26 protein-coding genes are annotated in these 25,209 nt (G+C 39.8%); 17 read left to right on the top strand and 9 right to left on the bottom strand.

Features of this window, described 5'->3' with window-relative positions:
* Positions 1-100 precede the first annotated feature (100 nt).
* The 4 genes from OGI71_RS10985 to infB all read left to right on the top strand — a co-directional run bounded on the left by OGI71_RS10985 (position 101) and on the right by infB (position 5,978).
* Positions 101-877: a LexA family transcriptional regulator gene (locus OGI71_RS10985; RefSeq protein ID WP_120258423.1), complete on the top strand. Its 777-nt coding sequence runs from the start codon at positions 101-103 to the stop codon at positions 875-877.
* Positions 878-1,016: 139 nt separating this feature from the next.
* Entirely contained in the window at positions 1,017-1,481 is a 465-nt protein-coding gene (gene rimP, locus OGI71_RS10980; RefSeq protein WP_282255488.1) for a ribosome assembly cofactor RimP, read from the top strand.
* A 5-nt stretch (positions 1,482-1,486) separates the two neighbouring features.
* Complete coding sequence (gene nusA, locus OGI71_RS10975) at positions 1,487-2,728, top strand: transcription termination factor NusA (RefSeq protein WP_120258421.1); 1,242 nt, start codon at positions 1,487-1,489, stop codon at positions 2,726-2,728.
* Positions 2,729-2,831: 103 nt separating this feature from the next.
* Entirely contained in the window at positions 2,832-5,978 is a 3,147-nt protein-coding gene (gene infB / locus OGI71_RS10970; RefSeq protein WP_282255487.1) for a translation initiation factor IF-2, read from the top strand.
* Between the two features lie 57 nt (positions 5,979-6,035).
* On the opposite strand, the gene OGI71_RS10965 is transcribed toward infB, so the two are convergent.
* The 4 genes from OGI71_RS10965 to OGI71_RS10950 all read right to left on the bottom strand — a co-directional run bounded on the left by OGI71_RS10965 (position 6,036) and on the right by OGI71_RS10950 (position 8,965).
* The gene (locus OGI71_RS10965) at positions 6,036-6,428 is read right to left on the bottom strand and encodes a VOC family protein (protein WP_282255484.1); all 393 of its coding nucleotides are present in this window, start codon (positions 6,426-6,428) and stop codon (positions 6,036-6,038) included.
* Positions 6,425-7,486 (bottom strand): NADH:flavin oxidoreductase/NADH oxidase, encoded by a 1,062-nt coding sequence (locus OGI71_RS10960; RefSeq protein WP_282255483.1) that lies wholly within the window; start codon positions 7,484-7,486, stop codon positions 6,425-6,427. Before OGI71_RS10960 ends, OGI71_RS10965 begins: the two co-directional genes overlap by 4 nt.
* A 117-nt stretch (positions 7,487-7,603) precedes the next feature.
* Positions 7,604-8,320: a 3-ketoacyl-ACP reductase gene (locus tag OGI71_RS10955; protein ID WP_282255482.1), complete on the bottom strand. Its 717-nt coding sequence runs from the start codon at positions 8,318-8,320 to the stop codon at positions 7,604-7,606.
* 57 nt (positions 8,321-8,377) lie between these two features.
* Positions 8,378-8,965 (bottom strand): NUDIX domain-containing protein, encoded by a 588-nt coding sequence (locus OGI71_RS10950; protein ID WP_282255481.1) that lies wholly within the window; start codon positions 8,963-8,965, stop codon positions 8,378-8,380.
* Between the two features lie 22 nt (positions 8,966-8,987).
* Here OGI71_RS10950 and pyrE point away from each other — a divergent pair, with 22 nt between their 5' ends.
* Together pyrE and OGI71_RS10940 are read left to right on the top strand one after the other, a co-directional pair.
* A complete protein-coding gene (gene pyrE, locus OGI71_RS10945; protein ID WP_282255479.1) occupies positions 8,988-9,638 on the top strand; it encodes an orotate phosphoribosyltransferase in 651 nt (216 codons plus the stop codon).
* 19 nt (positions 9,639-9,657) lie between these two features.
* The gene (locus OGI71_RS10940; protein ID WP_282255478.1) at positions 9,658-10,056 is read left to right on the top strand and encodes an SRPBCC family protein; all 399 of its coding nucleotides are present in this window, start codon (positions 9,658-9,660) and stop codon (positions 10,054-10,056) included.
* Between the two features lie 65 nt (positions 10,057-10,121).
* Here the strand turns inward: OGI71_RS10940 and OGI71_RS10935 are convergent, their stop codons facing one another.
* Positions 10,122-10,838, bottom strand: coding sequence for a superoxide dismutase (locus OGI71_RS10935; protein WP_120258413.1), 717 nt, complete (start codon positions 10,836-10,838; stop codon positions 10,122-10,124).
* 177 nt (positions 10,839-11,015) lie between these two features.
* Between OGI71_RS10935 and OGI71_RS10930 the strand changes: the two genes are divergently transcribed.
* The 4 genes from OGI71_RS10930 to OGI71_RS10915 all read left to right on the top strand — a co-directional run bounded on the left by OGI71_RS10930 (position 11,016) and on the right by OGI71_RS10915 (position 14,106).
* Positions 11,016-12,062 (top strand): ferredoxin--NADP reductase, encoded by a 1,047-nt coding sequence (locus OGI71_RS10930; protein WP_282255476.1) that lies wholly within the window; start codon positions 11,016-11,018, stop codon positions 12,060-12,062.
* A 172-nt stretch (positions 12,063-12,234) separates the two neighbouring features.
* Positions 12,235-12,588 carry an acetyl-coenzyme A synthetase N-terminal domain-containing protein gene (locus OGI71_RS10925; RefSeq protein WP_282255475.1) on the top strand — a complete coding sequence of 118 codons (354 nt, stop codon included), beginning with the start codon at positions 12,235-12,237 and terminating at the stop codon, positions 12,586-12,588.
* 153 nt (positions 12,589-12,741) lie between these two features.
* On the top strand, positions 12,742-13,443 hold the full coding sequence (locus OGI71_RS10920; RefSeq protein WP_282255474.1) for a CoA transferase subunit A: 702 nt from the start codon (positions 12,742-12,744) through the stop codon (positions 13,441-13,443).
* Between the two features lie 3 nt (positions 13,444-13,446).
* A complete protein-coding gene (locus OGI71_RS10915; RefSeq protein WP_282255473.1) occupies positions 13,447-14,106 on the top strand; it encodes a 3-oxoacid CoA-transferase subunit B in 660 nt (219 codons plus the stop codon).
* A 211-nt stretch (positions 14,107-14,317) separates the two neighbouring features.
* Here OGI71_RS10915 and OGI71_RS10910 read toward each other — a convergent pair whose 3' ends face one another.
* Positions 14,318-15,925, bottom strand: a complete 1,608-nt coding sequence (locus OGI71_RS10910; protein WP_282255472.1) for an acyl-CoA carboxylase subunit beta — start codon at positions 15,923-15,925, stop codon at positions 14,318-14,320.
* A gap of 153 nt (positions 15,926-16,078) precedes the next feature.
* Between OGI71_RS10910 and OGI71_RS10905 the strand changes: the two genes are divergently transcribed.
* The 3 genes from OGI71_RS10905 to OGI71_RS10895 are packed head-to-tail and all read left to right on the top strand — an operon-like array spanning position 16,079 to position 18,859.
* The gene (locus OGI71_RS10905; RefSeq protein ID WP_282255471.1) at positions 16,079-17,227 is read left to right on the top strand and encodes an acyl-CoA dehydrogenase family protein; all 1,149 of its coding nucleotides are present in this window, start codon (positions 16,079-16,081) and stop codon (positions 17,225-17,227) included.
* Positions 17,228-17,233: 6 nt separating this feature from the next.
* Positions 17,234-18,073 carry a hydroxymethylglutaryl-CoA lyase gene (locus tag OGI71_RS10900; protein ID WP_282255470.1) on the top strand — a complete coding sequence of 280 codons (840 nt, stop codon included), beginning with the start codon at positions 17,234-17,236 and terminating at the stop codon, positions 18,071-18,073.
* A gap of 9 nt (positions 18,074-18,082) precedes the next feature.
* Positions 18,083-18,859, top strand: a complete 777-nt coding sequence (locus OGI71_RS10895) for an enoyl-CoA hydratase-related protein (protein ID WP_282255469.1) — start codon at positions 18,083-18,085, stop codon at positions 18,857-18,859.
* On the opposite strand, the gene OGI71_RS10890 is transcribed toward OGI71_RS10895, so the two are convergent.
* Entirely contained in the window at positions 18,860-19,333 is a 474-nt protein-coding gene (locus tag OGI71_RS10890) for a hypothetical protein (protein ID WP_282255468.1), read from the bottom strand.
* 745 nt (positions 19,334-20,078) lie between these two features.
* On the opposite strand from OGI71_RS10890, the gene OGI71_RS10885 reads away from it, so the two are divergent.
* Genes OGI71_RS10885 through OGI71_RS10870 form a run of 4 tightly spaced genes read left to right on the top strand, consistent with a single transcriptional unit; the run spans position 20,079 to position 22,956 of the window.
* Positions 20,079-20,930: an ABC transporter ATP-binding protein gene (locus tag OGI71_RS10885; protein ID WP_282255467.1), complete on the top strand. Its 852-nt coding sequence runs from the start codon at positions 20,079-20,081 to the stop codon at positions 20,928-20,930.
* Positions 20,914-21,729 carry a hypothetical protein gene (locus OGI71_RS10880; protein WP_282255466.1) on the top strand — a complete coding sequence of 272 codons (816 nt, stop codon included), beginning with the start codon at positions 20,914-20,916 and terminating at the stop codon, positions 21,727-21,729. Before OGI71_RS10885 ends, OGI71_RS10880 begins: the two co-directional genes overlap by 17 nt.
* Before the next feature lies 1 nt (position 21,730).
* Complete coding sequence (locus OGI71_RS10875) at positions 21,731-22,114, top strand: GntR family transcriptional regulator (protein ID WP_282255464.1); 384 nt, start codon at positions 21,731-21,733, stop codon at positions 22,112-22,114.
* Positions 22,111-22,956 carry a hypothetical protein gene (locus OGI71_RS10870; RefSeq protein WP_282255463.1) on the top strand — a complete coding sequence of 282 codons (846 nt, stop codon included), beginning with the start codon at positions 22,111-22,113 and terminating at the stop codon, positions 22,954-22,956. The genes OGI71_RS10875 and OGI71_RS10870 overlap by 4 nt, the downstream gene beginning before the upstream one ends.
* Positions 22,957-23,061: 105 nt before the next feature.
* On the opposite strand, the gene OGI71_RS10865 is transcribed toward OGI71_RS10870, so the two are convergent.
* Positions 23,062-23,814, bottom strand: a complete 753-nt coding sequence (locus OGI71_RS10865) for a DUF1080 domain-containing protein (protein WP_282255462.1) — start codon at positions 23,812-23,814, stop codon at positions 23,062-23,064.
* A gap of 13 nt (positions 23,815-23,827) precedes the next feature.
* Positions 23,828-25,138, bottom strand: a complete 1,311-nt coding sequence (locus OGI71_RS10860; protein ID WP_282255461.1) for a Gfo/Idh/MocA family oxidoreductase — start codon at positions 25,136-25,138, stop codon at positions 23,828-23,830.
* Between the last annotated feature and the right edge of the window lie 71 nt (positions 25,139-25,209).

The following is a 25,209-nucleotide window of genomic DNA, read 5'->3' as shown; positions in this document are numbered from 1 at the left end:
TGCTAAATTATTTGGATGTTTAAATTTTATTTACTAATTTTATTGGCACAATATTACTAATAAATTTAGTTTTTGCAAAATATTTTTTTGAAAAAATAATATGTCAAATATTTCGTCCAACTTGAAATTCCTTCGAAAAGGAAAGAAAATTACGCAGCAGCAATTTGCTGATATCATGGAGATTAAACGCGCTTCTGTAGGTGCTTATGAGGAAGATAGAGCGGAGCCTAAATATGAATTACTAAAAAAAATTGCCGAGTTTTATGGGTTAACCATGGATGAATTGGCGAATGATGTGATTGATGAAAAGTGGAAGCCTGTACCTAAAAGCAATGCGTCAAATCTCAGAGTATTAAGTGTGACTGTTGATGGCAATGATCGTGAAAACATCGAGTTAGTGCCGGTTAAAGCAAGTGCGGGTTACTTAAATGGTTATGGTGATCCGGAGTATGTGGCTGAGCTTCCTAAGTTTTCACTACCCATGTTTGGACAGGGGACTTTTCGAGCTTTTGAGATTAAGGGCGATTCGATGTTACCTTTACCCTCAGGGTCCATTATTGTGGCGGAGTATGTCGAAAATTGGCACGATATAAAGCCGGGACATACCTATGTTGTTGTATCCCGGGAGGAGGGAGTTGTCTATAAGCGTATTGCATTTAAATTTAAAGAGGATAAAGGTTTAAAGCTTGTTTCTGATAATAAAACCTACGAACCATACTGGGTTGAGACCCCCGATATTTTAGAGGTTTGGCGGGCAAAAGCTTTTATTAGTACTCAACTGCCAGAGCCGACTCCTGAGCCAACAATGGAAACATTAACCAGTATGATGGCACAGATGCAAAAAACAATTAATGCAGTTGTTGATAATTCAAAATAACAGAAAAAATACTCCCGTTGCTGTTTGGGTATTTGTTTTTTATTTTATAAAATACTATATTTGCATATCTGAAAGGAAGGGGGCTCGTATTGCCCCCTTTTTTTAATACAATTAATTTAGCATTCTAGGCAGTAGAACAATGCAAGATGTAGAAAAAAGAGTCATTGAACTCATAGAGGAAAAAATAGCAGATCGCGAGGATTTGTTTATTGTTAGTGTAAAGATGCGTCCAAATAAGATTTTGGAGATCCTCTTAGACGGGGATAACGGTGTTAATATTGATGATTGTGCGCAAGTGAGCCGCCATGTCGGTTTTCATTTGGAGGAGGAAAATGTCGTTGATAATGCTTATCGTTTGGAGGTTTCGTCTCCAGGTATCGATTCAAATTTTGTTAATAATCGGCAATATCAAAAAAATATAGGCCGTACTGTACAGGTCAAGTTGGATGATAATACAAAAATCGAAGGGACCTTATTGACGGTGGATGAGACAAAGATTAGCATTCTTCAAAAAGTAAAAGAAAAAAGTAAAAAAGCGCAAGAGGTGGAAAAAGAACTTCCTTTTGATCAAATAAAAGCAACAAAAGTGGTAATTTCATTTTAAAAATAATGAGTAACAGCAACATCAATCTGATAGACTCTTTTCAGGAGTTTAAGGAGTTTAAGAATATCGATAGACCTACGGTCATTACAGTATTGGAAGAGGTTTTTCGTAGTATGATCCGTCGTCGTTTCGGTACGGATGAAAATGTGGATGTTATCGTGAATCCAGATAACGGGGATTTGGAGATTTGGAGAACGCGAGTCGTTGTTGAAGATGAATTTTCTGAGGATGATGATCTTGAAATCGAGTTGGCGGAAGCACGAAAACATGATGAGGACCTTGAAGTAGGTGATGATTTTATCGAACAGATCACTTTGGAAAGCTTTGGACGTCGTGCTATTTTAGCTGCTCGTCAAACGCTTGTTTCTAAGGTATTAGAACTTGAGAAAGACGAAGTCTTTAAGAAATATAAAGATAGAGAAGGAGAGCTGGTTATTGGTGAGGTTTATCAGATCTGGAAGAAAGAGATCTTGGTATTGGATGAAGATGGTAATGAATTGATTTTGCCTAAATCGGAACAAATCCCTGCTGATTATTTCAAAAAAGGCGATGGTATTCGCGCAGTGGTTCATAAAGTAGATATGATGAACAACAATCCGAAAATCATTATCTCACGTACTGCACCGGCGTTTTTACAACGTTTGTTTGAACTTGAGGTTCCTGAGATCTTTGATGGTTTGATTACGATCAAGAAAATTGTCCGTGAACCAGGAGAGCGTGCTAAAGTGGCAGTGGAGTCTTATGATGACCGTATCGATCCAGTTGGAGCGTGTGTGGGTATGAAAGGATCACGTATCCACGGTATCGTTCGTGAATTGCGTAATGAGAATATTGATGTTATCAATTTCACTACAAACCATTCCTTATATATTGCCCGTGCTTTGAGCCCTGCTCGAATCAGTTCAATTAAGATTGATGAGGAAAATAAAACCGCTGCTGTATACTTAAAATCGGATCAGGTTTCGTTAGCAATTGGTCGTGGTGGACATAATATTAAATTGGCTGGTAAATTGACTGGTTATGAGATTGATGTTTATCGTGAGAATGATGAATTTGATGAGGATGTGGATATCGAAGAATTCAGCGATGAAATTGAAAGCTGGGTTATTGATGAATTGAAGCGTGTAGGTTTGGATTCTGCAAAATCTGTTTTATCACTCAGTGAGGAAGAGCTCGTTAGACGTACCGATTTGGAAGAAGATACCATTCGTGATATCCTACGTATATTGCAGGCTGAATTTGAATAAAATTCAGCTTGTTAATTTTTTTCTATCTAACATTCGGAATAAATTGTTTATGGATGGAAAAAAACATATTTTTGTAATTATATTAAAATAGTTTATATTATAGATGACTGAAGGAAAAGGAACAAACTTGCTTAAAGCAGCAAAGGAACTCAACATCGGGATACATACTGCCGTGGAATGTTTAGTGAAAAAAGGATATGATGTAGAAGCAAAGCCTAACACTAAATTGAGCGGAGAGATGTATGGTGTGCTGTTAAAAGAGTTTCAGGGAGACAAATCACTGAAAGATGAAGCTAAACAAATTGTTATTGGCAAAATTCGTCGTGAGGAGTCGCCGTCCACTTCTCCTAAAGAATCGTCTAGAAATGAGGATTTTGAAGAACATGAGGAACCAAAAGAAATCTTGGTTAAGAATACTGTAGAAATCCCATCTGTCAAAGAAGTCACTCCTGCCAAGCCTGAGGAACCTGTTCATCAAGGTGGTATGAAAGTGGTTGGCAAAATTGATCTTGATGCCCTGAATAGAGGTGGTAACAAGCCTAAAAAAGAGGAGCCTTCCAAGGAGGAACCTAAAATTACGCATGACACACCTGTAGAGACTAAGGTCGTAGAGAAAGTAGTAGAGCAGAAAGAAGCCGAAGTTAAAGCTCCGGTCATCGAGGCGAAAAAAGAAGAACCAAAGGTTATAACGCAAAAAACCGAAGTCGTGGCACCTCGGGTAGAAGCTCCCAAACCTGAAGTAGATAAAACTGAAGTAAAAGCAACTCCGGTTGTAGAGACAAAAACCGAACCTGTGAAGGTAGAAGAAAAGAAAAAAGACGAAACAGCACCTAAAGCTGCTGTACCAGTAACTCCAAAAGTGGAGCCTGTGAAAAAAGAAGGAGATGATATTATTTCTGCTCGTGCAGAAAGATTGACTGGTCCTAAAGTAATTGGTAAGATTGAATTGCCTTCTGCTAGACCTTCGCACAAACCTGTGGCATCATCTTCAAATGCTGGAAATAATAATGAGAAACGTAAGCGTAAGCGCACGAATCCAAATGGTCCAGTAAATCCGAATGTGGGACAAGGTCAGGGTCATAACAACCAGAACCGTGGTCCTCGCGATGGAAATAATAACCACAACCGTGACCAACAAGGGAACAGAGGTGGCAATCAAGGAAACAACAACACTCCGAACAATCGTCCGGGACAAAACAACCAGCATCCAGGCAGACCAGGGCAAGGTGGAAACAACCAGCACCAAGGTAGACCAGGACAAGGTGGAGCAAGACCGCAACATGGTCGTTTTGACAATAGAGGAAAAGGAAGACCTGTTGAGAATAAAGAGGAACCTTCTGAAAAGGAAATCCAAGATCAAATCAAAGCAACACTTGCTCGTTTAAGTGGAGCGGGTAAATCCGGTAAGTTTGCACAACGTGCGAAGTTGAGACGTCAGAAACGTGATGATGTCGCTCAACATGCGGAAGAAGCTGCAATGGAGCAAGAATTGATGGCGAAGGTATTGCGTGTCACAGAATTTGTTACAGCAAATGAGCTTGCAAATTTGATGGACGTTCAAGTAACACAGATTATCGCGACTTGTATGAGTTTAGGTATGTTTGTGTCTATCAACCAACGTCTAGATGCGGAAACTTTGACTATCGTAGCAGATGAGTTTGGCTATCAAGTTGAATTTATTAAACCTGAAGATGAGGAAACTGCGGAACTAGAGGAAGCAGATACTGAAGCGAATTTGGTGCCTAGAGCTCCAATCGTAACAGTAATGGGACACGTTGACCACGGTAAAACATCTTTGTTAGATTATATCCGTAAAGCAAACGTTACTTCTGGTGAGGCGGGTGGTATCACACAGCATATTGGTGCATACGCGGTGAAATTGGATGATGATCGTAAAATTACATTTTTGGATACACCGGGTCACGAAGCCTTTACGGCGATGCGTGCACGTGGTGCCAAAGTAACAGATATCGTTATTATCGTTGTTGCGGCGGATGACGCAGTCATGCCACAAACGAAAGAGGCCATCAATCACGCACAAGCAGCAGGTGTACCAATCGTATTTGCATTTACGAAGGTGGATAAACCTGGTGCAAATCCTGATCGTATCCGTGAGCAGCTTTCTGCGATGAATATCTTAGTTGAGGATTGGGGCGGTAAGTTCCAAGCGCAAGAGATTTCTGCGAAAACTGGGGAAAATGTTGATCTTCTTTTAGAAAAAGTTCTTTTGGAAGCTGAAATGTTGGATTTGAAAGCTGATCCGAAAAAACGTGCTGTTGGTTCGGTGATCGAGGCAGCGTTGGACAAAGGCCGTGGTATTGTAACTACAGTATTGATTCAAGGAGGTACGCTTCGTGTCGGAGATCCAATTTTGGCAGGTTCGCATTCTGGTAAGGTGAAAGCACTAACCAATGAAAGAGGTGAACGTGTTAAAGAAGCGGGACCTTCTGTACCTGTACAGATTTTAGGTATGGCTGGAGCACCTACAGCTGGGGATAAGCTTTATGTTCTTGAAAGCGAATCTGAGGCTAGAACTGTAGCAAACAAACGCCTTCAGTTACAACGTGAACAAGGCATGCGTGCAACGAAACATATTACCTTGGATGAGATCGGTCGTCGTTTGGCTATCGGTAACTTTAAGGAACTTAATATTATCGTAAAAGGTGATGTGGATGGTTCTATTGAAGCATTATCAGATTCATTGTTGAAATTGTCAACAGATGAGATCCAAGTAAATATTATCCATAAATCAGTAGGTGCGATCTCTGAATCAGATGTATTATTGGCATCTGCTTCTGACGCGATCATCATTGGTTTCCAAGTACGTCCAACACAAAATGCACGTAAATTGGCTGAGAATGAGCAAATCGACGTTCGTCTATACTCTATCATCTATGATGCTATCGAAGAGATTAAATCTGCGATGGAAGGTATGTTGGCTCCGAAATTTGAAGAGAAAATTGTTGCTGAGGTTGAAATCAGAGAAACATTTAAAATCTCTAAAGTGGGTACCATTGCGGGATGTATGGTTAGAGAAGGTAAAATCAATAGAAATAATGATATCCGCATAATCAGAGAAGGTGTGGTTATCCATACCGGTAGATTGGCTTCCCTGAAACGTTTTAAAGACGACGTCAAAGAGGTTGCACAAGGTTACGAGTGTGGTTTGAACATTGACCGTTTCAACGACATCCAGGTAGGTGATATCGTAGAGGCTTACGAACAAGTAGAAGTAAAACGTAAACTGTAATATTCCGATTTACGACATAATAAAAAAGCGTTGATGAAAATCAACGCTTTTTTTGTTTTAACGTTCGTAAAGTTCTATCGGAAGCTGATCGGGGTCGGCAAAGAAAGTGAATCTTTTTTGTGTTAGTTCGTCGATCCTTATCCCTTCATGTGCGATACCTGCCTGTTCTAATTTATGTATTTCCGTATCCAGATTATCGACTTCAAAAGCTAAATGTCTTAAACCAGCAGCTTCAGGAAAACTAGGTCTATTAGGGGGGGAGGGAAAGGAAAATAGTTCAATGATGTAGGTTTCGTTGAGTTTTAAATCCAATTTGTATGAATCCCGCTCTTGCCGATAATGTTCCTGCCAGATTTCAAGGCCGAGGATTTCGGTATAGAATTTTTTCGACTGCTGATAATTGCTACATATGATCGCAATATGATGTATTTTGTTTAAGCTTAATTTCATTTTGCTCTTTCGTATTGTTTTGGCCAGGGGATGTCTACGGATAATTCTTTTGCAAAGTGTAATGGGAGATGTGGATCATTTAAAAAACTCCGAGCGATCATAATTAAATCCGCCTGATCTTTCTCAATAATATCGGCGGCCTGAGTTGCTGTTTTAATAATTCCGACAGTAGCCGTTTTACTTCCAGTTTTTTCTTTGATCGCGAGGGCGAATGGAAGTTGATAGGCAGGGCCAACATCAATTTTTTGATGGGAAACTGCTCCACCGCTCGATACATCAATGATATCAATTCCCTGCTCGGTCAAGAGCTGTGATAAGGCTATGGATTGATCCAGATCCCAGCCATCTGGGGCCCAATCTGTCGCAGAAATACGTACCCATAAACTTTGCGTCGATATTTCCTGTTTTACCCGTTTGATGATCTCCAGCAGGAAGCGTATTCTATTTTCAAATGTACCACCAAACCGGTCTGTTCGTAGGTTGCACAAAGGGGAGAGAAACTGGTGGATGAGGTAACCATGTGCTGCGTGGAGTTCGATGATTTCGTAACCAGCTTGGATGGCTCTTTTGGCAGCTTGTCCAAACTTTTCGATGATTTCTTCAATCTCATTTATTTTAAGCTCTTTGGGGACGTAATCTCCAGAATGGAAAGCCAGTGCAGATGGCGCGACAGTCTGCCATCCTAGGGCTTCTGAAGGTGCAAATTGACCACGACCAAGCCAGGGCTTGTTGCTACTGGCTTTGCGGCCGGCATGCGCGAGCTGAATACCGGGGACGGCATCATTTGCTTTGATAAAAGCTGTTATCTCTTTTAGTTTGTCAATATGCTGGTCATCCCATATTCCAAGGTCTCCATAGCTGATTCTACCTTCGGGTGCGATGGCTGTTGCTTCCTGTATGACTGCTGCTGCGCCTCCAATGGCAAATTGACCAAGGTGGACAAGATGCCAGTTGTTTGCAAAACCATCTTCAGCAGAATATTGGCACATAGGGGAAACAACTAAGCGATTTTTCAGGTTTAAGGAACCGATGTTTATCGATGAAAATAGTTTACTCATAATTTCTTGTTTATATTAGACGGATGTAGTGAGCTCCTGTCTAAGGACGGTGGTGATAGATCACAAATAATTCTATTGCGAGCCTTTAACAACGCCGAAGGCTCGCAATAGTGGTTTTTATGGATTTGTAGACCATAAAGAGGCTGATTTTAACATCGCTCTTCTAGGCAATTTTAAATGCGCGATAATTAGTTCCGCGAAATCTTCTGGTTGTAATACTTTTTCGGGGTCACCGTCTGTCAGACCGAGATCTTTGGACATATCCGATGCAATGGTACTTGGCATTAGGGTACAGACCCGAATGTTATTTTTACGTACTTCACGCATCAATGAATCTGCAAATCCAATAACACCAAATTTTGAAGCACTATATGCTGAAGTCGTAGCTGCCCCATTCAATCCAGCTGTAGAAGAGACCATGACAATATCACCCTGATTTTTTTCAATTAGTTGTGGCAGGACAGCTTTTGTAACAAAATAGGTTCCCAATAGATTAACATTTATAATCGCAGTCCAGTCTTGCACCTCCATATCCATTACAGAGGAGAAGGAAGATATGCCCGCATTGTTGATAAGAATATCAAAGTTGCCAAAGGTTTCATTGAGATTATTAATTCCCTGCTGTACAGCCACGTTATCTGACACATCAAATACAGCATAGGTAACTTGTGTGCCTAACGTTTTAAGCTCATCAGCAGTCTGCTTCAATGCTGTTTGGTTTCTTCCTGTGATCGCAACGTGTACGCCTTCTTTAGCCAATGCAACAGCAATGGCTTTCCCAAGCCCTTTTGCTCCACCTGTCACTAAGGCCCTTTTTCCTGTTATATTTTCCATAGTATAAAAGTAAGAATGATCTCATGGATTACTGTCAAATGAACCTCAAAAGACGGCCTATTTCACTTTTTTAATGATATTTTCTATAATCGGATAGGTATTGGCCCGGACTTCATCAAATTGATCTACAGGGCGCCATTCTGCCTTTGTAATGTCTTCAGCTGTTTGTGGTATTAATTTCGGAACTTTATTAACGCCCATTTCATACCAATTGGTTGCCTTTAATACAAATTCTCCATTACGTAGATAGTATGTATGATAGGATGTGATGATCTTTTTACCTAAATAGTTGATTTTAATACCACATTCTTCTTCTACTTCACGTACAGCGGCTTCTTTCATCTTTTCATTGTCTTCAACTTTGCCCTTCGGGAGGTCCCATTTACCCAAGCGGTAGATAAAAAGGTAATCACCATCACCGTTTTTAACCAGTCCACCAGCAGCTTTAATGATTTTTAACTTGCTTTTTAGGTTTTGAAATACGGTTTCGAAATCCCTATTGACGTAGAGATATGTCTTTGGAACTTTATCAATTTCAGATTGTTTGAAAAGTTTTTGAAGTTCAATGTCTTGAATACTAATTGTTTGCGTGTTTTCGGTTTTGGAAGGAACAAAATCGGCTAAAATTAGCACGGTTTCGTTCATATAAATTTTATAAATTTGCGCCATGAATAATTTAAATGAGGTTGAACAAAAAGTTGCTGAATCCTTATTGCAAATTAAAGCAATAAAATTGCAACCTAAAAGTCCTTTTACTTGGGCGTCGGGTTGGAAGTCTCCAATTTACTGTGATAACCGTATCACTTTATCTCATCCAGCGATACGCACGTATATTCGTCAGAAGCTTTCTAAGCTTATTCAAGAAGAGTTTGGATCTGTAGATATGATTTCTGGAGTTGCTACGGCAGGTATTCCACAAGGCGTGTTGGTAGCACAGGATTTGGGCTTACCATTTTCTTATGTTAGAAGCTCAGCTAAAGATCATGGACGTCAAAATATGATTGAAGGTGAAGTCGTTAGTGGGCAACGTGTAGTTGTGGTTGAAGATCTAATTTCGACAGGAAAAAGCAGCTTGATCGCGGTCAAAGCATTGCGTGAAGCGGGTTGTAATGTTGTTGGATTGGTTTCCATATTTACGTACGGATTACAACAAGCGACTGATAATTTTGCTGATGCAAAATGTCCTTATTTCAGCTTGTGTAACTACGATGCACTGATTCAAGTCGCCGCTGAAAATGGTTACGTATTGGAGGAAGATGTTGAAATTTTGAAAAAATGGCGATTGAACCCTGCAGGATGGAGTGAAAATTTTCAATAAAGATGAATAATTTACCGTTATGACTACTATTCAGAACACAACAGAAATCAACAGAAATGTCGGTGAGGTATTTGCTTTTTTAACCGATCTCAATAATCATGAGCAGTTAATGCCTGAAAATATCTATAATTGGTCTTCAACATCGGACGAAGCGCGATTTACCATTCAAAATATGGCAAAATTAGCGTTAAGAGTGGATGAGCGTGTGGAAAATCAATTGATCAAACTGATTCCTTCTGAAAAAGCTCCTTTTGAGGTTACTTTACGTTGGGAACTGCAAGCAGTATCAGATATTGTGACAAAAGCTACATTTATAATTGATGCAGATCTGAATATGATGATGAAAATGATCGCATCAGGGCCTCTTCAGAAACTGATTGACTTTCAGGTAAACAAACTTAAAACTGTATTGGGATAGTAGGTCTTATTGCGGAATATAACATAAAAAAAGCTCGATCTTTAGATCGAGCTTTTTTTATGTTATTATGCGAGTCGCTCATTTACTTTTTTCCAATTGACGACATTCCACCAATTTTTAATATAGTCTGCTCTCTTGTTTTGATAATGTAAGTAATAAGCATGTTCCCAAACGTCGAGTCCCAAAACTGGGATACCTTTTACTTCAGCAACATCCATTAATGGATTATCCTGATTTGGCGTAGAAGTTATTTTTAGGTTCCCCGAATCGTCAAGAATCAACCAGGCCCAGCCTGAACCGAAGCGGCTTGTCGCTGCGGCAGCGAATTGCTCCTTAAATTTGTCTAATGAGCCAAAGGACTTATTGATCATCGTCAGCAATTTTTCTGATGGTTGACTAGCTTTGTCGGACAGGCTTTCCCAAAAGAAATTGTGATTCCATGCTCCGCCAGCGTTATTTCTGGCTTTCGGGGAATATTTGGATATATTAGCTAAAAGCTGTTCCTCTGAAGTTTCTTTGATCGCCTCAGCAACAATAGCTTCGTTGACAGCATTGATATAGGCCATATGATGCTTTGTATAATGGATTTCCATCGTCAAGGCGTCAATATTAGGCTCCAATGCGGCATAACTGAAAGGTAACTTTACTTGGGAAAACTTTAAGGTAGCGGCATTTAATTCAGTTGCTTTCGCGGAAGCAATATCTTGTAATATTGATCCAGATACAGCAATACCCAATGTGGCTTTTGCTGCATTTTGAAGGAAGTTTCTGCGTGTTTGCATATAATCTTATTATAATAAGTTTCGATATAAATATAACGTGAAATTCTACAAATATTGTACAAGAATTGTCTGCCAATTGTAATACAACAAAATTGTTATAAATTGTATCTGAAAAAGCCTATTTCTATTCTGGTTTTTACATTTGTGTAAGCCAAAATTCGACAGTATATTTGAACTATGTACGCATTACAAATAGCAAAGATAATTCCCCAACCCAATAATAATATTACTTTTCAGTTGGAATCTCTTGCGGGCGACTATCCCAGATACAAAGCGGGACAATTTATTACACTTTCATTTATGTTTGGTGATCGGGAGGTTCGTCGTTCCTATTCTTTTAATAGTTCGCCGGATTATGACGAGCCATTAAGTATTACCGTAAAACGTGTGGAAAATGGAGAGATATCAAGATTGCTTCATCATACTATTGCCGAAGGGGATATTGTTCAGGCCATGGAACCACAGGGATTATTTACTTATGAACCTGATGCGCATAAAGTAAGAACTTTGTTTCTATTTGCAGCAGGTATTGGTATAACACCTTTGTATTCCATTCTTAAAACTGCGCTACTTGTTGAAGATAAGTCTAAGGTGGTATTGGTATATAGCAACAGTGCCTCTGATCAAACGCCATTCCGTGAGGAGCTAGAGGAATGGGCCATGCAATTCCCAGATCGTTTAACAATTGTCTGGATTTATTCCAACAGCAAATATCTGATGAAAGCCCGCCTGAACAGGGATTATATTCTTTCCATTGTCAAAGATCATCTTGTGGGGGAAAAAGAGGAAGCACTATTTTATACGTGTGGACCAGTGATTTATATGGATTTATGTCGTTTTACACTTTTGGGTATGGGCTTCGATGCCAATCAGATTAAAAGAGAAACATTTTTATTGCCTGAAAATGAAGAGGATGATGACGATGAATCTGAAAAAGAGATTGATACCACATCCTATCGAATCAAATTACATTTTCAAGGCGAAAGCTATGATCTTGAGATCCCTTATAATAAATCTATTCTGGATGTAGGATTGGAGCATAAAATCAAGCTACCTTATTCTTGCAAATCTGGCATGTGCAGTACATGTATCTCACAATGTTCCAAGGGGAAAGTCCGAATGGATTATAACGAAGTGTTAACCGATCGTGAAATGGAAAATGGGCGGATCTTATTATGCACCGGCCACCCTACTGTTGAAGGGACAGAAATTGAGGTACTTTAAAAAATAGGCTGTATTTATCTCGTTTATTTGATTAATCGCGTGTATTCCCGAATAATATTTTAATATAATATTTATTATTATCTATTTGTTCTGCTATGCGCTGCAATTAAAATTGCATATAAAAGCAAATTTAGCTAAGTTTGGGTATAACCGTTTTTTATATCCAACTATTATGGGAAAATTACTCTGGAGCCCGATAGAAGAACAAAAATCTCAATCTGAGATCAATAAATTCAAACAGTATATCGAACAGCGATATCAATTATCCTTCGCGTCTTATCATGATCTATGGGCATGGTCAACTTCAACTATTGCTGATTTTTGGCTGGATGTTGCAACTTACTTGACTATAAAATTTCATTTAGGTTTTAGCAGTGTATTCGCTTATCCAGCGAACAGCAATAGCTTTTTTGGATCGAAGTGGTTTAGTGGATCGACATTAAATTACAATGAACATGTATTTCGCAGTGAAACGGGTACAGATACCAATGCATTTGCACATTCCAATGGGTACCTTCAACGTTAATTTCACAACCATTATGATTAGGTTGCATACATACGAGGGTGGAGATGGTAAGCAAAGAGGATATGGCCAATGTTATTCAGTTGATTTAGGAAACCCAATTCATGATAAAATCAAACATCAGTTTGAAATACTTTTAACCCAATAACGCTAATAATGATAGATAAAACAGTAAAAAATGTACAAGAAGCCTGCAATGGCATCGAAGACGGAATGACCATAATGTTAGGTGGCTTCGGGCTTTGCGGCATTCCCGAAAATTCTATTGCCGAGCTGGTAAAAAAAGAAGTGAAAGATTTAACCTGTATTTCTAATAATGCGGGTGTGGATAATTTTGGTTTAGGCTTACTTTTACAAAAAAAGCAAATCAAAAAAATGATTTCATCTTACGTTGGCGAAAACGCCGAATTCGAAAGGCAGCTTCTAAGCGGAGAATTGGAAGTAGAACTAATCCCGCAGGGCACTTTGGCAACACGTTGTATGGCTGCAGGATACGGAATGCCAGCTATTTATACACCAGCAGGAGTTGGAACCGAAATAGGTGAAGGCAAAGAAGTGAGAAACTTTAAAGGCAAAGATTATCTTTTGGAATATGCTTTCGATGCCGATTTTGCTATTGTTAAAGCGTGGAAAGGCGACAAAGCAGGCAATCTTATCTTTCGTTCTACAGCTAGAAACTTTAATCCTGTAATGGCTATGGCTGGTAAAATAACCATTGCTGAAGTTGAAGAATTGGTAGAGATTGGCGAACTAAATCCAGACGAAATTCATACTCCAGGAATTTATGTTCACAGAATTTTCCAGGGAGAACATTACGAAAAGAGAATCGAGCAAAGAACCGTAAGACCTAAAAACTAAATTATGGCACTATCTAAAGAACAAATTGCACAACGTATTGCAAAAGAAATTAAAAATAATAGTTACGTTAACCTAGGTATAGGAATTCCAACTTTGGTAGCGAATTACATTCCAGCAGGCGTTAATGTGGTTTTGCAATCCGAGAATGGACTTTTGGGGATGGGGCCTTTTCCTTTCGACGGCAGCGAAGATCCAGATTTGATTAATGCGGGCAAGCAAACCATTACCACATTGCCAGGTTCTGCAGTTTTCGATTCAGCGCTAAGTTTTGGGATGATTAGAGCCCAAAAAGTAGATTTAACCATTTTAGGAGCCATGGAAGTTTCCGAAAGCGGTGATATCGCTAACTGGAAGATCCCTGGGAAAATGGTAAAAGGAATGGGCGGCGCCATGGATCTTGTCGCCTCTGCTAAAAATATTATCGTTGCCATGCAACAAGTTAATAAAAGTGGTGAAAGTAAACTTCTCCCGGAATGTACACTTCCATTAACAGGCGTAAAGTGCATAAAGAAAATTGTCACTGAATTAGGTGTTTACGAAATTCTACCAGACGGAGGCTTCCAGCTTTTAGAAAGAGCCCCAGGTGTAAGTGTTGATGAAATAAGAACTGCAACCGCCGGAAAATTAATTGCCGATGAAAATATACCCGAAATGGTTTTTTAAGAAAAAAAATGCTACAATTAAATGGATTTGTAGCACAGTAAAATAAAGTGGGGATGGCTGAATTTGAAATCATCAGTAAAATATGGCGAAGGTATAAACAATAAAAGGTTCGTGGAACCCTTTAAATAAAGCGCTCCTGTATCATGCAATACAGGAGCGCTTTATTATTACTGAGGCAGTTATTGTCGTCTGAACGTTTTTCGTATTATACTTATACCTGAATTACCCCAACATTATATCGTTCGACAATAGGCTTTTCATTAGCGGCTTCTATTCCCATGCTGATGACTTTTCTGGTTTCCGCGGGGGCAATAATTCCATCTACCCAAAGTCGGGCAGCGGCATAGTAGGGACTTAATTGCTCTTTATATCGGTCTTCAATGGATTTCAATAGTATATTCTTTTCTTCTTCATTGATTTCCTTCCCTTTGGCTTTTAATGCTGACTCCTGGATTTGAAATAGCGTTTTGCCAGCTGCGGCGCCACTCATGACGGCCATCTGAGCGCTTGGCCAAGCATAGATCAACCGAGGATCATAAGCCTTACCGCACATCGCGTAATTTCCTGCTCCGTAGCTATTTCCTACGATGAACGTAAATTTGGGTACAACGGAATTTGCCATTGCATTGACCATTTTGGCGCCATCTTTAATAATTCCACCTTGTTCGGATCGGCTGCCGACCATAAATCCGGTGACATCCTGAAAGAAGACAAGCGGTATGTTTTGTTGATTGCAGTTCATGATAAAGCGTGCAGCTTTGTCTGCGGAGTCACTATAGATAACGCCACCCATTTGCATTTCCATCGCATTACCGGGTTTCTTGGCTTTAATGATTTCCCGTTGGTTGGCGACGATACCCACAGCCCATCCATCTACACGTGCAAGTGCGCATATGATGGTTTTGCCATAATCGGGTTTATACTCCTCCAGTGTTTCTGCATCAACAATCGCTTCGAGAATGTCTTGCATACGGTAAGGTTTGGTTCGATCTTCCGGAAGAATTTCTATAATTTTTTCGGGGTCTGTTTTTGGAGGCAGGCTTTCTTTCCGATTGAAATTTGCTTTTGCATGACCACCGATTTTATCAATTACATTTTTAATTGCTGTGAGACAACTTTGGTCGTCGGGGAACTTATTGTCCGTAACACCTGATATTTCGGAATGTGTGGAAGCGCCACCGAGTGTTTCGGCATCTACTGTTTCCCCAATAGCTGATTTAACCAAATAGGGGCCAGCTAGGAATACAGATCCAGTACCTTCAACAATGAAAGCATAGTCCGACATGATGGGTAAGTAGGCTCCACCTGCGACACAGCTGCCCATGATCGCGGCAATCTGCGGAATGCCCATGGAAGACATGCGTGCATTATTACGGAATATTCGTCCAAAGTGTTCTTTGTCGGGGAAGATTTCATCTTGCATCGGTAGAAAAACACCCGCGGAATCCACCAGATATATTATCGGAAGGTTGTTTTCCATGGCGATTTCCTGTGCACGAAGATTTTTCTTTGCCGAGATCGGAAACCAGGCTCCAGCTTTTACTGTGGCGTCGTTGGAAACGATAACGCAAAGTTTGGATTTAACATAACCCAATACTGCTGCACAGCCGGCATTGGTGCAGCCTCCGTGTTCAGTGTACATACCCTCTCCAGCAAACATGCCTATTTCGAGGTATTCCCGGTCTGGATCTAGTAAGTATGCTATTCTTTCCCATGCCGACAGCTTACCTTTCTCTTTAAGTTTTTTGATTTTATCGATGCCACCACCGAGTTTTAAATTTTCTCTTTTTTGGCGAAGTAATGCGAGCAGCTCCTTCATAGTTTATAATTCTGGTTTAAAAAGCGATATGATTAAGAATTTCTTATTTTTAGATAAATTTAAAATAAAATTTTAAAATATTTGCAATTTTATTCCTAAATATTTTGATATATTTGAATTGTATTACCGATTGTAAATTTAATATTCATGCTTATGTTTATTGAAAATAAACAACAAATGGATATGATCAGACAGAGTGCACGCGATTTTGCACAGTATCATATCAAACCTTATGTGATGGAATGGGATGAAGCCCAACTATTTCCAATAGAAGTTTTTAAAAAATTAGGTGAACATGGTTTCATGGGCGTTATCGTTCCAGAGGAATACGGAGGTTCGGGCCTAGGTTATCAGGAGTATATCACCGTGCTGGATGAAATCTCCAAAGTTTGTGGATCGATCGGACTTTCGGTGGCGGCACATAACTCATTGTGTACCAATCATATTTTGAGTTTTGCTAATGAAGAACAGAAGAAACGCTATCTTCCGAAATTAGCTACTGCGGAATGGATTGGTGCTTGGGGCCTTACAGAGACTGGCTCAGGCTCGGATGCCGGTGGTATGACCACCTTTGCTGAAAGGGATGGAGATTACTATGTGTTGAATGGTTCGAAGAATTTTATTACTCATGCCATTAGTTCGAGTGTCGCTGTTGTGATCGCTCGGACGGGGCAAAAGGGTGATAAAAAAGGAATGTCCGCTTTTATCGTTGAAAAGGACACGCCAGGCTTTACTGCAGGAAAAAAAGAGAATAAATTAGGCATGCGTGCTTCGGAGACGGCATGTTTATTTTTTGATAACTGTAGGATTCATCGCGATCAGCTCATCGGTGAGGAAGGTCAAGGATTTGTGCAGGCTCTGAAGCTTTTGGATGGGGGAAGAATCTCCATTGCGGCCCTGTCTTTGGGTATTGCACGTGGTGCTTATGAATGTGCGTTAAAATATGCACATGAAAGAGAGCAGTTTGGTAAAAAGATCTACGATTTTCAGGCTGTTTCATTTGCCCTGGCAGATATGGCTACTCAAGTGGAGGCCAGTGAGCTATTGACTCGTCAAGCGGGTTATCTCAAAGATCATGGTGAACGCGTATCCAAAATTGGCGCGATGGCCAAACTGTATGCTTCTGAAGCAGCAGTAAGTGTTTCAAATGAATCTGTACAGATTTTTGGTGGATATGGTTTTACAAAAGATTATCCTGCGGAGAAGTTCTTTCGTGATGCCAAATTATGTACAATAGGTGAGGGGACTTCCAGTATCCAAAAGATGGTGATTGCCCGGGAAATTGAGAAAGATATTTTATAGTATAATATGAAAGATCCGGTTGTATTGGTCGATTGCCCACGAGATGCCATTCAGGGGCTGCATAATTTTATTGCGACAGATAAGAAGGTCAAACATATCAATACGTTGATAGAAAGTGGCTTATTTGATGTGATTGATTTTGGTTCGTTTGTTTCTCCAAAAGCGGTTCCGCAGTTGGCGGACACAAAAGAAGTCCTGAATGGTGTTTTGAAGAATGATCGGGTAAAGTTATTGGCAATTGTCGCCAATCTGAGAGGTGTCCAAGAGGCTGTTCAGGAGGAGAAAATAGATTTTATAGGTTATCCTTTTTCTATATCAGAAACCTTTCAGTTGCGCAATACGAATAGGGGGCTGGATGATTCTTATCAGCAATTGAAGGAAATGAAAACCTTGGCTGATACCTATGGTAAGACATTAGTGGTGTATATCAGCATGGCTTTTGGCAATCCATATGGTGACCTCTGGTCAGTAGATCTGGTCGAAGAATGGATCGATCGGCTTATGCAGCTTGGTGTAGCCGAATTTTCTCTGGCGGATACGACTTCAGAGGCGAATGTCAGACAGATTACCGATCTCTTCGGTCTTGTCCTTATGCGTTATCCGCAGCTCGCTATAGGAGCGCATTTTCATGCAAGGCGGGAAGATAGCCTTGCAAAGGTTCAGGCTGCCTACGATGCCGGCTGCCGTAAGTTTGAAGGGGCATTGTTGGGTTACGGTGGATGTCCATTTGCCAAAGATGATTTGGTCGGAAATATTCCTTCGGAAATTTTGCTGGATATTTTCGGTAGGGGGAGTTTGACAGAAAAGATGACCTTGGAGGAGAGCTTTAGACAGATGATCTTGTAGATAGAATAAATGGAAAAATTGAATTTCATAAAGGTACAACGCGAACAGCATGTGTTTATATTGACGCTTGCGCGATCGGAGAAAAGGAATGCTTTTAGTCCTACCATGGTGAGTGAGATTGCCTATGCTTTGGCATTAGCCAATTCGGATCCGGAGGTTCGTCTGATACAGGTTGAAGCCGAAGGACCAGTATTTTGTGCCGGGATGGATCTGAAAGCTTTTGAAGACCCGTTGGTTGATGAAGTTAATCCTCGGATTCCCAAGGTAGAGAAATCGCTTGCCGAACTGTTTGCTAATTTAGATAAACCGTCGATATGTGTCGTTAGGGGGGATGTGATTGCAGGTGGGTTTTTAATTGCCCTGTCCTGTACTTATTTGTTTGCTATGCCGCATGTGCGATTCTCGTTGCCGGAAGTGAAGATCGGTCTTTTCCCTTTTCAGGTATTGGCGTTGCTCCTGGAGTATATGCCCGAACGTAAAGCAATGGATCTTTGTATTCAAGGTCGGTCTTTCTCGGCAGAAGAGGCGCTGGGAAAGGAGTTGCTTTATGCAATTTTAAAGCCAGAGGAGGCCGAATTAGATACATTGAAAAGAACTATTGTAGCGAATGCACCCTTGGCTATTGCAAAGGGGGTTGGGGCGCTTCGTAAATTGAAAGAAAATTCGTTGACGGATAAATATGCGTTTCTTTTGGATGAGCTTGCTAAACTTCGTCAGACAGCTGACTTCAAAGAAGGGATGGCGGCAATGCGTGATAAACGAAAAGGAGAGTGGAAGAATAGCTGATCAAAAAGAACGGAAACTTGGTCTACTGGTCAAAGGAGAAAATTCCCAGGGAATAGAACTTAACACGATCAATAAAGCGAGACCAAACCAAATGAGTAAAATTTTAAAACGTCGATCATCTGTATCGGCGTTTTTGCTTTTTAGACTACCAATGAGCAGAAAGATTGCTGCGAGGATCATCATGCTGCTATGCTCCATTCCGAAAAAACGGATCTGTCGTAAGTGTACAGCCGTTTTGAAATGTGTTAGAAAATATTGTGTGATCGGACTTAATATATAGAGTATGATACCCATTAATGCTTGCATATAAAAAGCAATAATGACCACCTTTTTTAAGAAATTATCGGTAGGGGTGAAGGGGAGTATCTTCTTTTTTTGATAAGCAAAACGTAATAAACTAACTATAAGAATGATCAAAACAATCCATCGCCAGGTGGAGTGTAATGCTAAAATAAAGGCGTAAATAGAAGTCATAGCGATACAAAGATGAACATAAAATATATAAAAAAAACACTTCAGCAAGCTGATTATTGTGGTGACTGCGAAGCAGATTCGGGTAAAAATGATTGCTGAGTTCTATCGTTGAATGAGAAGATGATAAAATGAGGTTTGAATTTAATATGATTATTTTGTTTATATAATATTTTTATAATTTTGATTATTAATTATTTAAGATTATCGTGTGGTCGGTATTAACTTAAGGTTAATTGGCTTCTGAGCCCTGCAGATGCGGTTTTTGGCCAGATTGTATAGAGAGATTAGCTCAAAGATGGGGTGGCGAATTCCAATTTTAACTTACTTTGGTGCTTAGGTTGTGTAATATGTGGTTTTTAATGTTTTTTAAGCGATTTGAGAGACTTTTTGCGAGTAATTGCATCTTTCCTTCATTGGAATGAAAAAGTGTTTTTAAGGCGCTAATTTTAAGTTTTTTGTATTGAAGCGGTTTTAGGTATGCACGAAAATAATGTATTCTGACCTTGTTTTTTCATTATGAATTTCATAATATTTTTATTTAATTATCTTTTTATCAGTATAAATATGGTTTTTATATGAACTTATTGTTTCCTTTTTTTTGCCGATTCTTAGTTGTAATATATGTGCAGATCTCTCGACCCGATAGCCATTAAATAGGGGGTACAGATTTATTTTTTTAAAATATTTTTTGGAAACATCGAGAATTAGTATCTATATTAGTGTATTAATTAAATAATACAGTAGTATGATTACTATCCAAAATCTAAATTTCAGTTATAGTAAATCCAGGCCACTCTTTCTTCAAATGGATCTCATCTTGAAGCAGGGGCATATCTATGGATTGCTTGGGAAAAACGGCGCGGGTAAGTCCACCTTGCTGAAAAATATTGCTGGTTTGGTGTATCCAGTATCGGGTGTGGTTGAGGTCTTGGGGCACAACCCAACTCGACGGGAGCCTTCTTTGTTGCGGGAGATCAGTTTTATTCCCGAGGAGTTTTATTTGCCTGCAGTAAAATCGGAACAATTTTTAAAAGCCAATGCTGGGTTTTATCCCAATTTTGACCGGGAACATTTTTATCGCTTGATCAAAGAATTTGAAATTCCGGTAGAACAAAAATTGGCGGAGATGAGCTATGGTCAGAAAAAGAAATACATTATTTCCTTCGGTTTGGCTTCCAATACGAAAATCATTATCATGGATGAACCTACGAATGGGTTAGATATTCCTTCTAAAGCGCAGTTTCGTAAAATTATGGCTTCGGCCATCACAGACGACCGTTGCGTAATTATCTCAACTCATCAGGTACGTGATCTGGATAATCTGATTGATGCGGTTATTCTGCTTGATGAGCATAAGGTGGCTTTGAATGCACCTGTTAACCTGATTACCGATAAGCTCTGTTTTAAAAAGCTGAAGGAACTATCTTTTGATGTGCTGCATGCGGAGGAGGCGCTTGGAGGCTTCAATGTGATTCTTCCAAATATACTGGCGGAAGATTCCAAACTTGATCTGGAGTTGTTGTTCAATGCGGTGTTACAACAAAAGGAAAAAATTACAAACCTCATTAAAGTTGATGAATATGTCAAACCTGTTTAATATTACACGTTTTTTTGCGCTGATCCGTAGGCAATGGGTCGGTTTTGGACGAATATATCTGATGTCAATAGGTGTGATCGCGGGCGTAATCTTTTGTTTTTATGCATTCAATGTAGGAACCAATTACGATCATCTTCAGAATGATTCTGCTCATGTATATTCAGTATTGAATTTTAGATCACCTTTATTCTGTGTATTGGGATTGTTTTTTATGACTGTGATCTCGAGTAGTTATTTTGCTGATCTGGGGCGTAAGACAAAAGCTATTTTTGAATTGATGATACCTGCTTCTCAGTTGGAGAAATTTCTGGTCGGTATTTTCTATACGGTGATCGTTGGGATCAGCTCATATCTACTGATCTATTATCTGATCGATCTAGCCTTCATTTCCTATTTGCGAGGTTTTGGCCCTTCCATTAGAACGGAGGTAAATGAACTTGGTGAACAGGTTACGGTGGAGTTCTGGCAATATTTTTTTAGTGTTGATTATCCGAGTGGCGCGTATTATGCCTGTTTTTTACCTGTCGTATTGAATGCAATATTTTTAATGGGGGGTATTGTTTTTAAGAGCTATCAATATATTAAGACCGCGATCTCACTGTTGCTTTATTGCGTGGTCTGGATGTCTTTTTTTGTGTATCTCATGAAAACACAAACGGAAAATACAGTGGGGCGCATGGATGATAATTATTGGTCAGATTCAAATCACATCTTTGGGCTAATTACAGTGACAGGAATAGCGCTCACATTGATATTCTGGGGGATTGCCTTTTTAAGGTTAAAAGAGAAGGAGATTTAATATGGAATTTAATGCCAACAAAGCGATTTATCTACAGATTGCGGAATATGTATGTGATCATATTTTAATGGAAACCTGGAAAACGAACGACAAGCTGCCCTCGGTACGGGAGCTGGCAGTTCAATTGGAGGTTAATCCGAATACAGTTATGAGGACCTATGATATGCTGCAACAGAAGGAGATTATCGCGAATAAACGCGGAATCGGTTTTTTCTTGACCGAGGATTCTGTCCGGAATGTTAAATCTTACCGGAAGACGGTTTTTTTGGAAGAGGATCTTCCATTGTTCTTTCGGAATATTTATTTATTGGAAATTGGTCTAACTGAATTGGAGCAACGTTACAGACAGTTTGTTGAACAGAATTTTAATCAAAATGAATCATGAAATTAAGTACTAAATTATTGATAGGGCTCGCAATATTCCTTTTTGTTGTTCCGACATTGGTAGCCTCTTATTTTGTTCGGATCAATAGGGTAGATGCAAACGTTTATAACACAAATGTAGAAAAGGAGGTGTCAAACCCTGATGCGGTGGATGTTTATTTTCGGTCGTTTCCTGTAGGTAAATTTGATAAACTGCAAATCCTTGGTTCGGATGCCAGGGGGATCAATTTACATGTGGTGAAAAGTGATAAGTTTATGGTGAAGGTGAATAAGAGCCAGGCGGATTTTGTAAAGGCAAAGGTAGATGCTGATGGTTTTCTGATGCTGGATTTTTTAGCGGGTGGTGACAAGTATTATAAGTCGGTCTATATTTTTACACCTGATCTGAAAAGTATAAAATTGAAGAAGGCGGATATAAACGAGTTTTCCGCAAAACTTGATGAGTTCACTATTGTTGGTGACAGTGTTGAGAATTTTTCTTTAAGTGGAGAAACGGTCATCAATACGCTTAATTTGGTTTTGACGAATTCGCATATAGATGATTTTGGATACCGTGACGACAAAAATACGGCGCCTGTCAGTCACTTACATGTTGATATCACAAATACCAATCTAGGGTTGCCGCGAGTGGATTACAAGACTGCCGATATCCTTGCTAAGAATTCGGAGATCTATTTTAATAGAAAAGGCGATAAATCTAGGGTCGATGTTTTGGATATCAAAACGGAAGGTGTTTCTTCTGTCCGGCTTGATAGTTTGCAATGGAATACATTGAAAGGACGTTTGTCGAACGATACAAAAATTGATTTGCCAGTGCATGCATTGCGTAATCTGATCAAATAGTCTTTTGCACTGATTTTGGTTGTCAAGGTCCTGTGAAGGGTATTTGCTGTATAAAAGCTCAAAATTCCATTTGTTTGAATTTTGAGCTTTTTGGTATATTGTGACCTATGGGGTAATAAGTGCTGCGACCTGTTGGTCACTTGTGACACCGGGTTCGAGTGCAATCAGTTTAAAATTACGGAAATGAATCTCTGACCCTTCAGATTCGAGACAGAGGTAGCCTTTTTTTACAGTTGAATTGCGTATTCCGTTGACAAATTTTCCGTTGACAGCTAATTTGATTGTGCCGTCAATACATATGATTGTATATCTGTTCCATTCGCCTTTTCCCTTAGCTCTGTTTTCTATGGATTTACTGCGTGTACCACGGGGGGTGTCCGGTATTGTCGTAACGCCACCAACGCCAAAGAGTTCGCCATGTACGTAGGCAATTGGCGCTTGCTTACCATCAATATGATTCTGATTTACCCAGTCCAATTCGAGCATTTGAACCTCTACACCTCCCGGTAACCTGCCGGATGGATCAGGTTTGGCGTCTGACCAAACGAAAATTCCAGAATTACCGCCAGCGTATTGATGGTTCCATTCGACATGGATAATAAAGTTTTCATACTGTTTTGACGAGCGCACTACGCCTATTGGTTTTCCCTTGCAAATGAGATTACCCTTCTCAATGCGCCATGTTTCAGGGTCTGTATTGACATTGATCCAATGAATTTTTTCTGGGTTCTTCTTGTTTAATACCCAGTCGTCCCATTGGATTTCCTGACCAAAATTAAATAAGGTGTTTTTTTGGGCAAGGAGGTTACTATTGTTAAGCAATAAAATGCTGAAAATAGAATAAATAAGTCTTTTCATAAGGTTTTGGAGGTTAGCTAAACTTTGTCTTTCCAGGTGTAGCAATAGGGGGGCCGTCTATGTTAAGTTCCCAATTATAAGACGATAACTCCGGGCCAAGGCTTTCTTTCGAATTTATTACTTGATCAAAGGTTAGGTTTTGACCTGTATAGCCTGCCATGCGTGCCCAAATAGCTAGTAGTGTGCTGTTGGTCATCCACTCGCCATCATTGATCGGTTTGTTACTTCTGATTGCAGCAAACAACTCATCATGTTGCGTTTGGTACATATTGTTTTTTTCTCCGGTGTAATTCCAGTCCATTTTCCCAGTTATTGTATGTTTTCCGCCAATTATGACCTCGGCCATACCTTCTGTTCCTAACATGCTCACGGAGTTTCTGGGGGTGGCTCCAGCTTGTTGTCGACAGAAGTGTGTTCCGATGGCTCCATTTGCATACTTAAATTCTATCGCAAAATGGTCGTAGATATTCCCATATTTTGAATCTACACGGACTTGTCTGCCCCCGGTACCCATCGCTGAAATAGGCATGACGTCCCCCATGGCCCAAGACATCATATCTAAGCTGTGTACTGCTTGTTCTACGATAAAATCGCCTGAAAGCCAGTTGTAATAAAACCAGTTTCTCATTTGTTGGGTCATTTTATTCCATTCTGGACGTGGGTCGATATAAGTCGCTTCGCCACCATAGCGAAACGTACTAACTGATTTTACTTGGCCTATTGCTCCCTCTAAAACTTTAGTAAATGTCGCTCGGTTTGGAAGATCATAGCGGAAGCAGAAGCCGGAAACAAGTGATAAGTTTAATTCTTTTGCTTTTTTTACTGACTGTAATACGCTATGTAGTCCCGGTACGTCAACGGCCATGGGTTTTTCACAGAAAATATGTTTTTTTGCGTTAACAGCAGCTTTTAAATGCAGTGGTCTAAATGCTGGAGGAGAGGTTAGTAATACCACATCTACATCACTATTGATGACTTTTTCGAAGGCATCGAAACCTAAGAACTTGTTGTTTTTGTCAACTTTTACTTGCTTTGGACGAACTTCCATCAAAGCGGCATAGGATTCGTCCATACGGTCCTGGAAAACGTCTGCCATAGCCGTAATTTGACAATTTGGATCGGCCTGTAGAGCTTGGATTGCTGCGCCCGTGCCTCTGCCGCCGCAGCCTATAAGTCCCACTTTAATGATTTGATCTTTTGATTGGTTGGTAAAGGAGAACAACGAAGAGGTTGGGAGGGAGCTTCCGAGGGCAATGATGCTGGATTTTTTTAGGAATGATCTCCTTGAGTTGTTTCCTGGATGGTTATCGGAATTGAAAGACATATTGTATTTTATGTTTATAAATGAATATAATGGTGTTAAGTTGGTAATTGGGTAACGTCCGTTTCATATTG

It is taken from the genome of Sphingobacterium sp. ML3W (assembly GCF_029542085.1).
In the GTDB taxonomy this organism is placed as follows: Bacteria; Bacteroidota; Bacteroidia; order Sphingobacteriales; family Sphingobacteriaceae; genus Sphingobacterium.
Note: the sequence above shows the minus strand (reverse complement) of the source record. Positions and strands in the feature narration are given on the sequence as shown.

What these genes read in the sequence shown, in the direction of transcription:
- OGI71_RS10985 (WP_120258423.1), top strand. Translation starts at nt 101, where the DNA reads ATGTCAAATATTTCGTCCAACTTGAAATTCCTTCGAAAAGGAAAGAAA.
- rimP (WP_282255488.1), top strand. Translation starts at nt 1,017, where the DNA reads ATGCAAGATGTAGAAAAAAGAGTCATTGAACTCATAGAGGAAAAAATA.
- nusA (WP_120258421.1), top strand. Translation starts at nt 1,487, where the DNA reads ATGAGTAACAGCAACATCAATCTGATAGACTCTTTTCAGGAGTTTAAG.
- infB (WP_282255487.1), top strand. Translation starts at nt 2,832, where the DNA reads ATGACTGAAGGAAAAGGAACAAACTTGCTTAAAGCAGCAAAGGAACTC.
- OGI71_RS10965 (WP_282255484.1), bottom strand. Translation starts at nt 6,428, where the DNA reads ATGAAATTAAGCTTAAACAAAATACATCATATTGCGATCATATGTAGC.
- OGI71_RS10960 (WP_282255483.1), bottom strand. Translation starts at nt 7,486, where the DNA reads ATGAGTAAACTATTTTCATCGATAAACATCGGTTCCTTAAACCTGAAA.
- OGI71_RS10955 (WP_282255482.1), bottom strand. Translation starts at nt 8,320, where the DNA reads ATGGAAAATATAACAGGAAAAAGGGCCTTAGTGACAGGTGGAGCAAAA.
- OGI71_RS10950 (WP_282255481.1), bottom strand. Translation starts at nt 8,965, where the DNA reads ATGAACGAAACCGTGCTAATTTTAGCCGATTTTGTTCCTTCCAAAACC.
- pyrE (WP_282255479.1), top strand. Translation starts at nt 8,988, where the DNA reads ATGAATAATTTAAATGAGGTTGAACAAAAAGTTGCTGAATCCTTATTG.
- OGI71_RS10940 (WP_282255478.1), top strand. Translation starts at nt 9,658, where the DNA reads ATGACTACTATTCAGAACACAACAGAAATCAACAGAAATGTCGGTGAG.
- OGI71_RS10935 (WP_120258413.1), bottom strand. Translation starts at nt 10,838, where the DNA reads ATGCAAACACGCAGAAACTTCCTTCAAAATGCAGCAAAAGCCACATTG.
- OGI71_RS10930 (WP_282255476.1), top strand. Translation starts at nt 11,016, where the DNA reads ATGTACGCATTACAAATAGCAAAGATAATTCCCCAACCCAATAATAAT.
- OGI71_RS10925 (WP_282255475.1), top strand. Translation starts at nt 12,235, where the DNA reads ATGGGAAAATTACTCTGGAGCCCGATAGAAGAACAAAAATCTCAATCT.
- OGI71_RS10920 (WP_282255474.1), top strand. Translation starts at nt 12,742, where the DNA reads ATGATAGATAAAACAGTAAAAAATGTACAAGAAGCCTGCAATGGCATC.
- OGI71_RS10915 (WP_282255473.1), top strand. Translation starts at nt 13,447, where the DNA reads ATGGCACTATCTAAAGAACAAATTGCACAACGTATTGCAAAAGAAATT.
- OGI71_RS10910 (WP_282255472.1), bottom strand. Translation starts at nt 15,925, where the DNA reads ATGAAGGAGCTGCTCGCATTACTTCGCCAAAAAAGAGAAAATTTAAAA.
- OGI71_RS10905 (WP_282255471.1), top strand. Translation starts at nt 16,079, where the DNA reads ATGTTTATTGAAAATAAACAACAAATGGATATGATCAGACAGAGTGCA.
- OGI71_RS10900 (WP_282255470.1), top strand. Translation starts at nt 17,234, where the DNA reads ATGAAAGATCCGGTTGTATTGGTCGATTGCCCACGAGATGCCATTCAG.
- OGI71_RS10895 (WP_282255469.1), top strand. Translation starts at nt 18,083, where the DNA reads ATGGAAAAATTGAATTTCATAAAGGTACAACGCGAACAGCATGTGTTT.
- OGI71_RS10890 (WP_282255468.1), bottom strand. Translation starts at nt 19,333, where the DNA reads ATGACTTCTATTTACGCCTTTATTTTAGCATTACACTCCACCTGGCGA.
- OGI71_RS10885 (WP_282255467.1), top strand. Translation starts at nt 20,079, where the DNA reads ATGATTACTATCCAAAATCTAAATTTCAGTTATAGTAAATCCAGGCCA.
- OGI71_RS10880 (WP_282255466.1), top strand. Translation starts at nt 20,914, where the DNA reads ATGTCAAACCTGTTTAATATTACACGTTTTTTTGCGCTGATCCGTAGG.
- OGI71_RS10875 (WP_282255464.1), top strand. Translation starts at nt 21,731, where the DNA reads ATGGAATTTAATGCCAACAAAGCGATTTATCTACAGATTGCGGAATAT.
- OGI71_RS10870 (WP_282255463.1), top strand. Translation starts at nt 22,111, where the DNA reads ATGAAATTAAGTACTAAATTATTGATAGGGCTCGCAATATTCCTTTTT.
- OGI71_RS10865 (WP_282255462.1), bottom strand. Translation starts at nt 23,814, where the DNA reads ATGAAAAGACTTATTTATTCTATTTTCAGCATTTTATTGCTTAACAAT.
- OGI71_RS10860 (WP_282255461.1), bottom strand. Translation starts at nt 25,138, where the DNA reads ATGTCTTTCAATTCCGATAACCATCCAGGAAACAACTCAAGGAGATCA.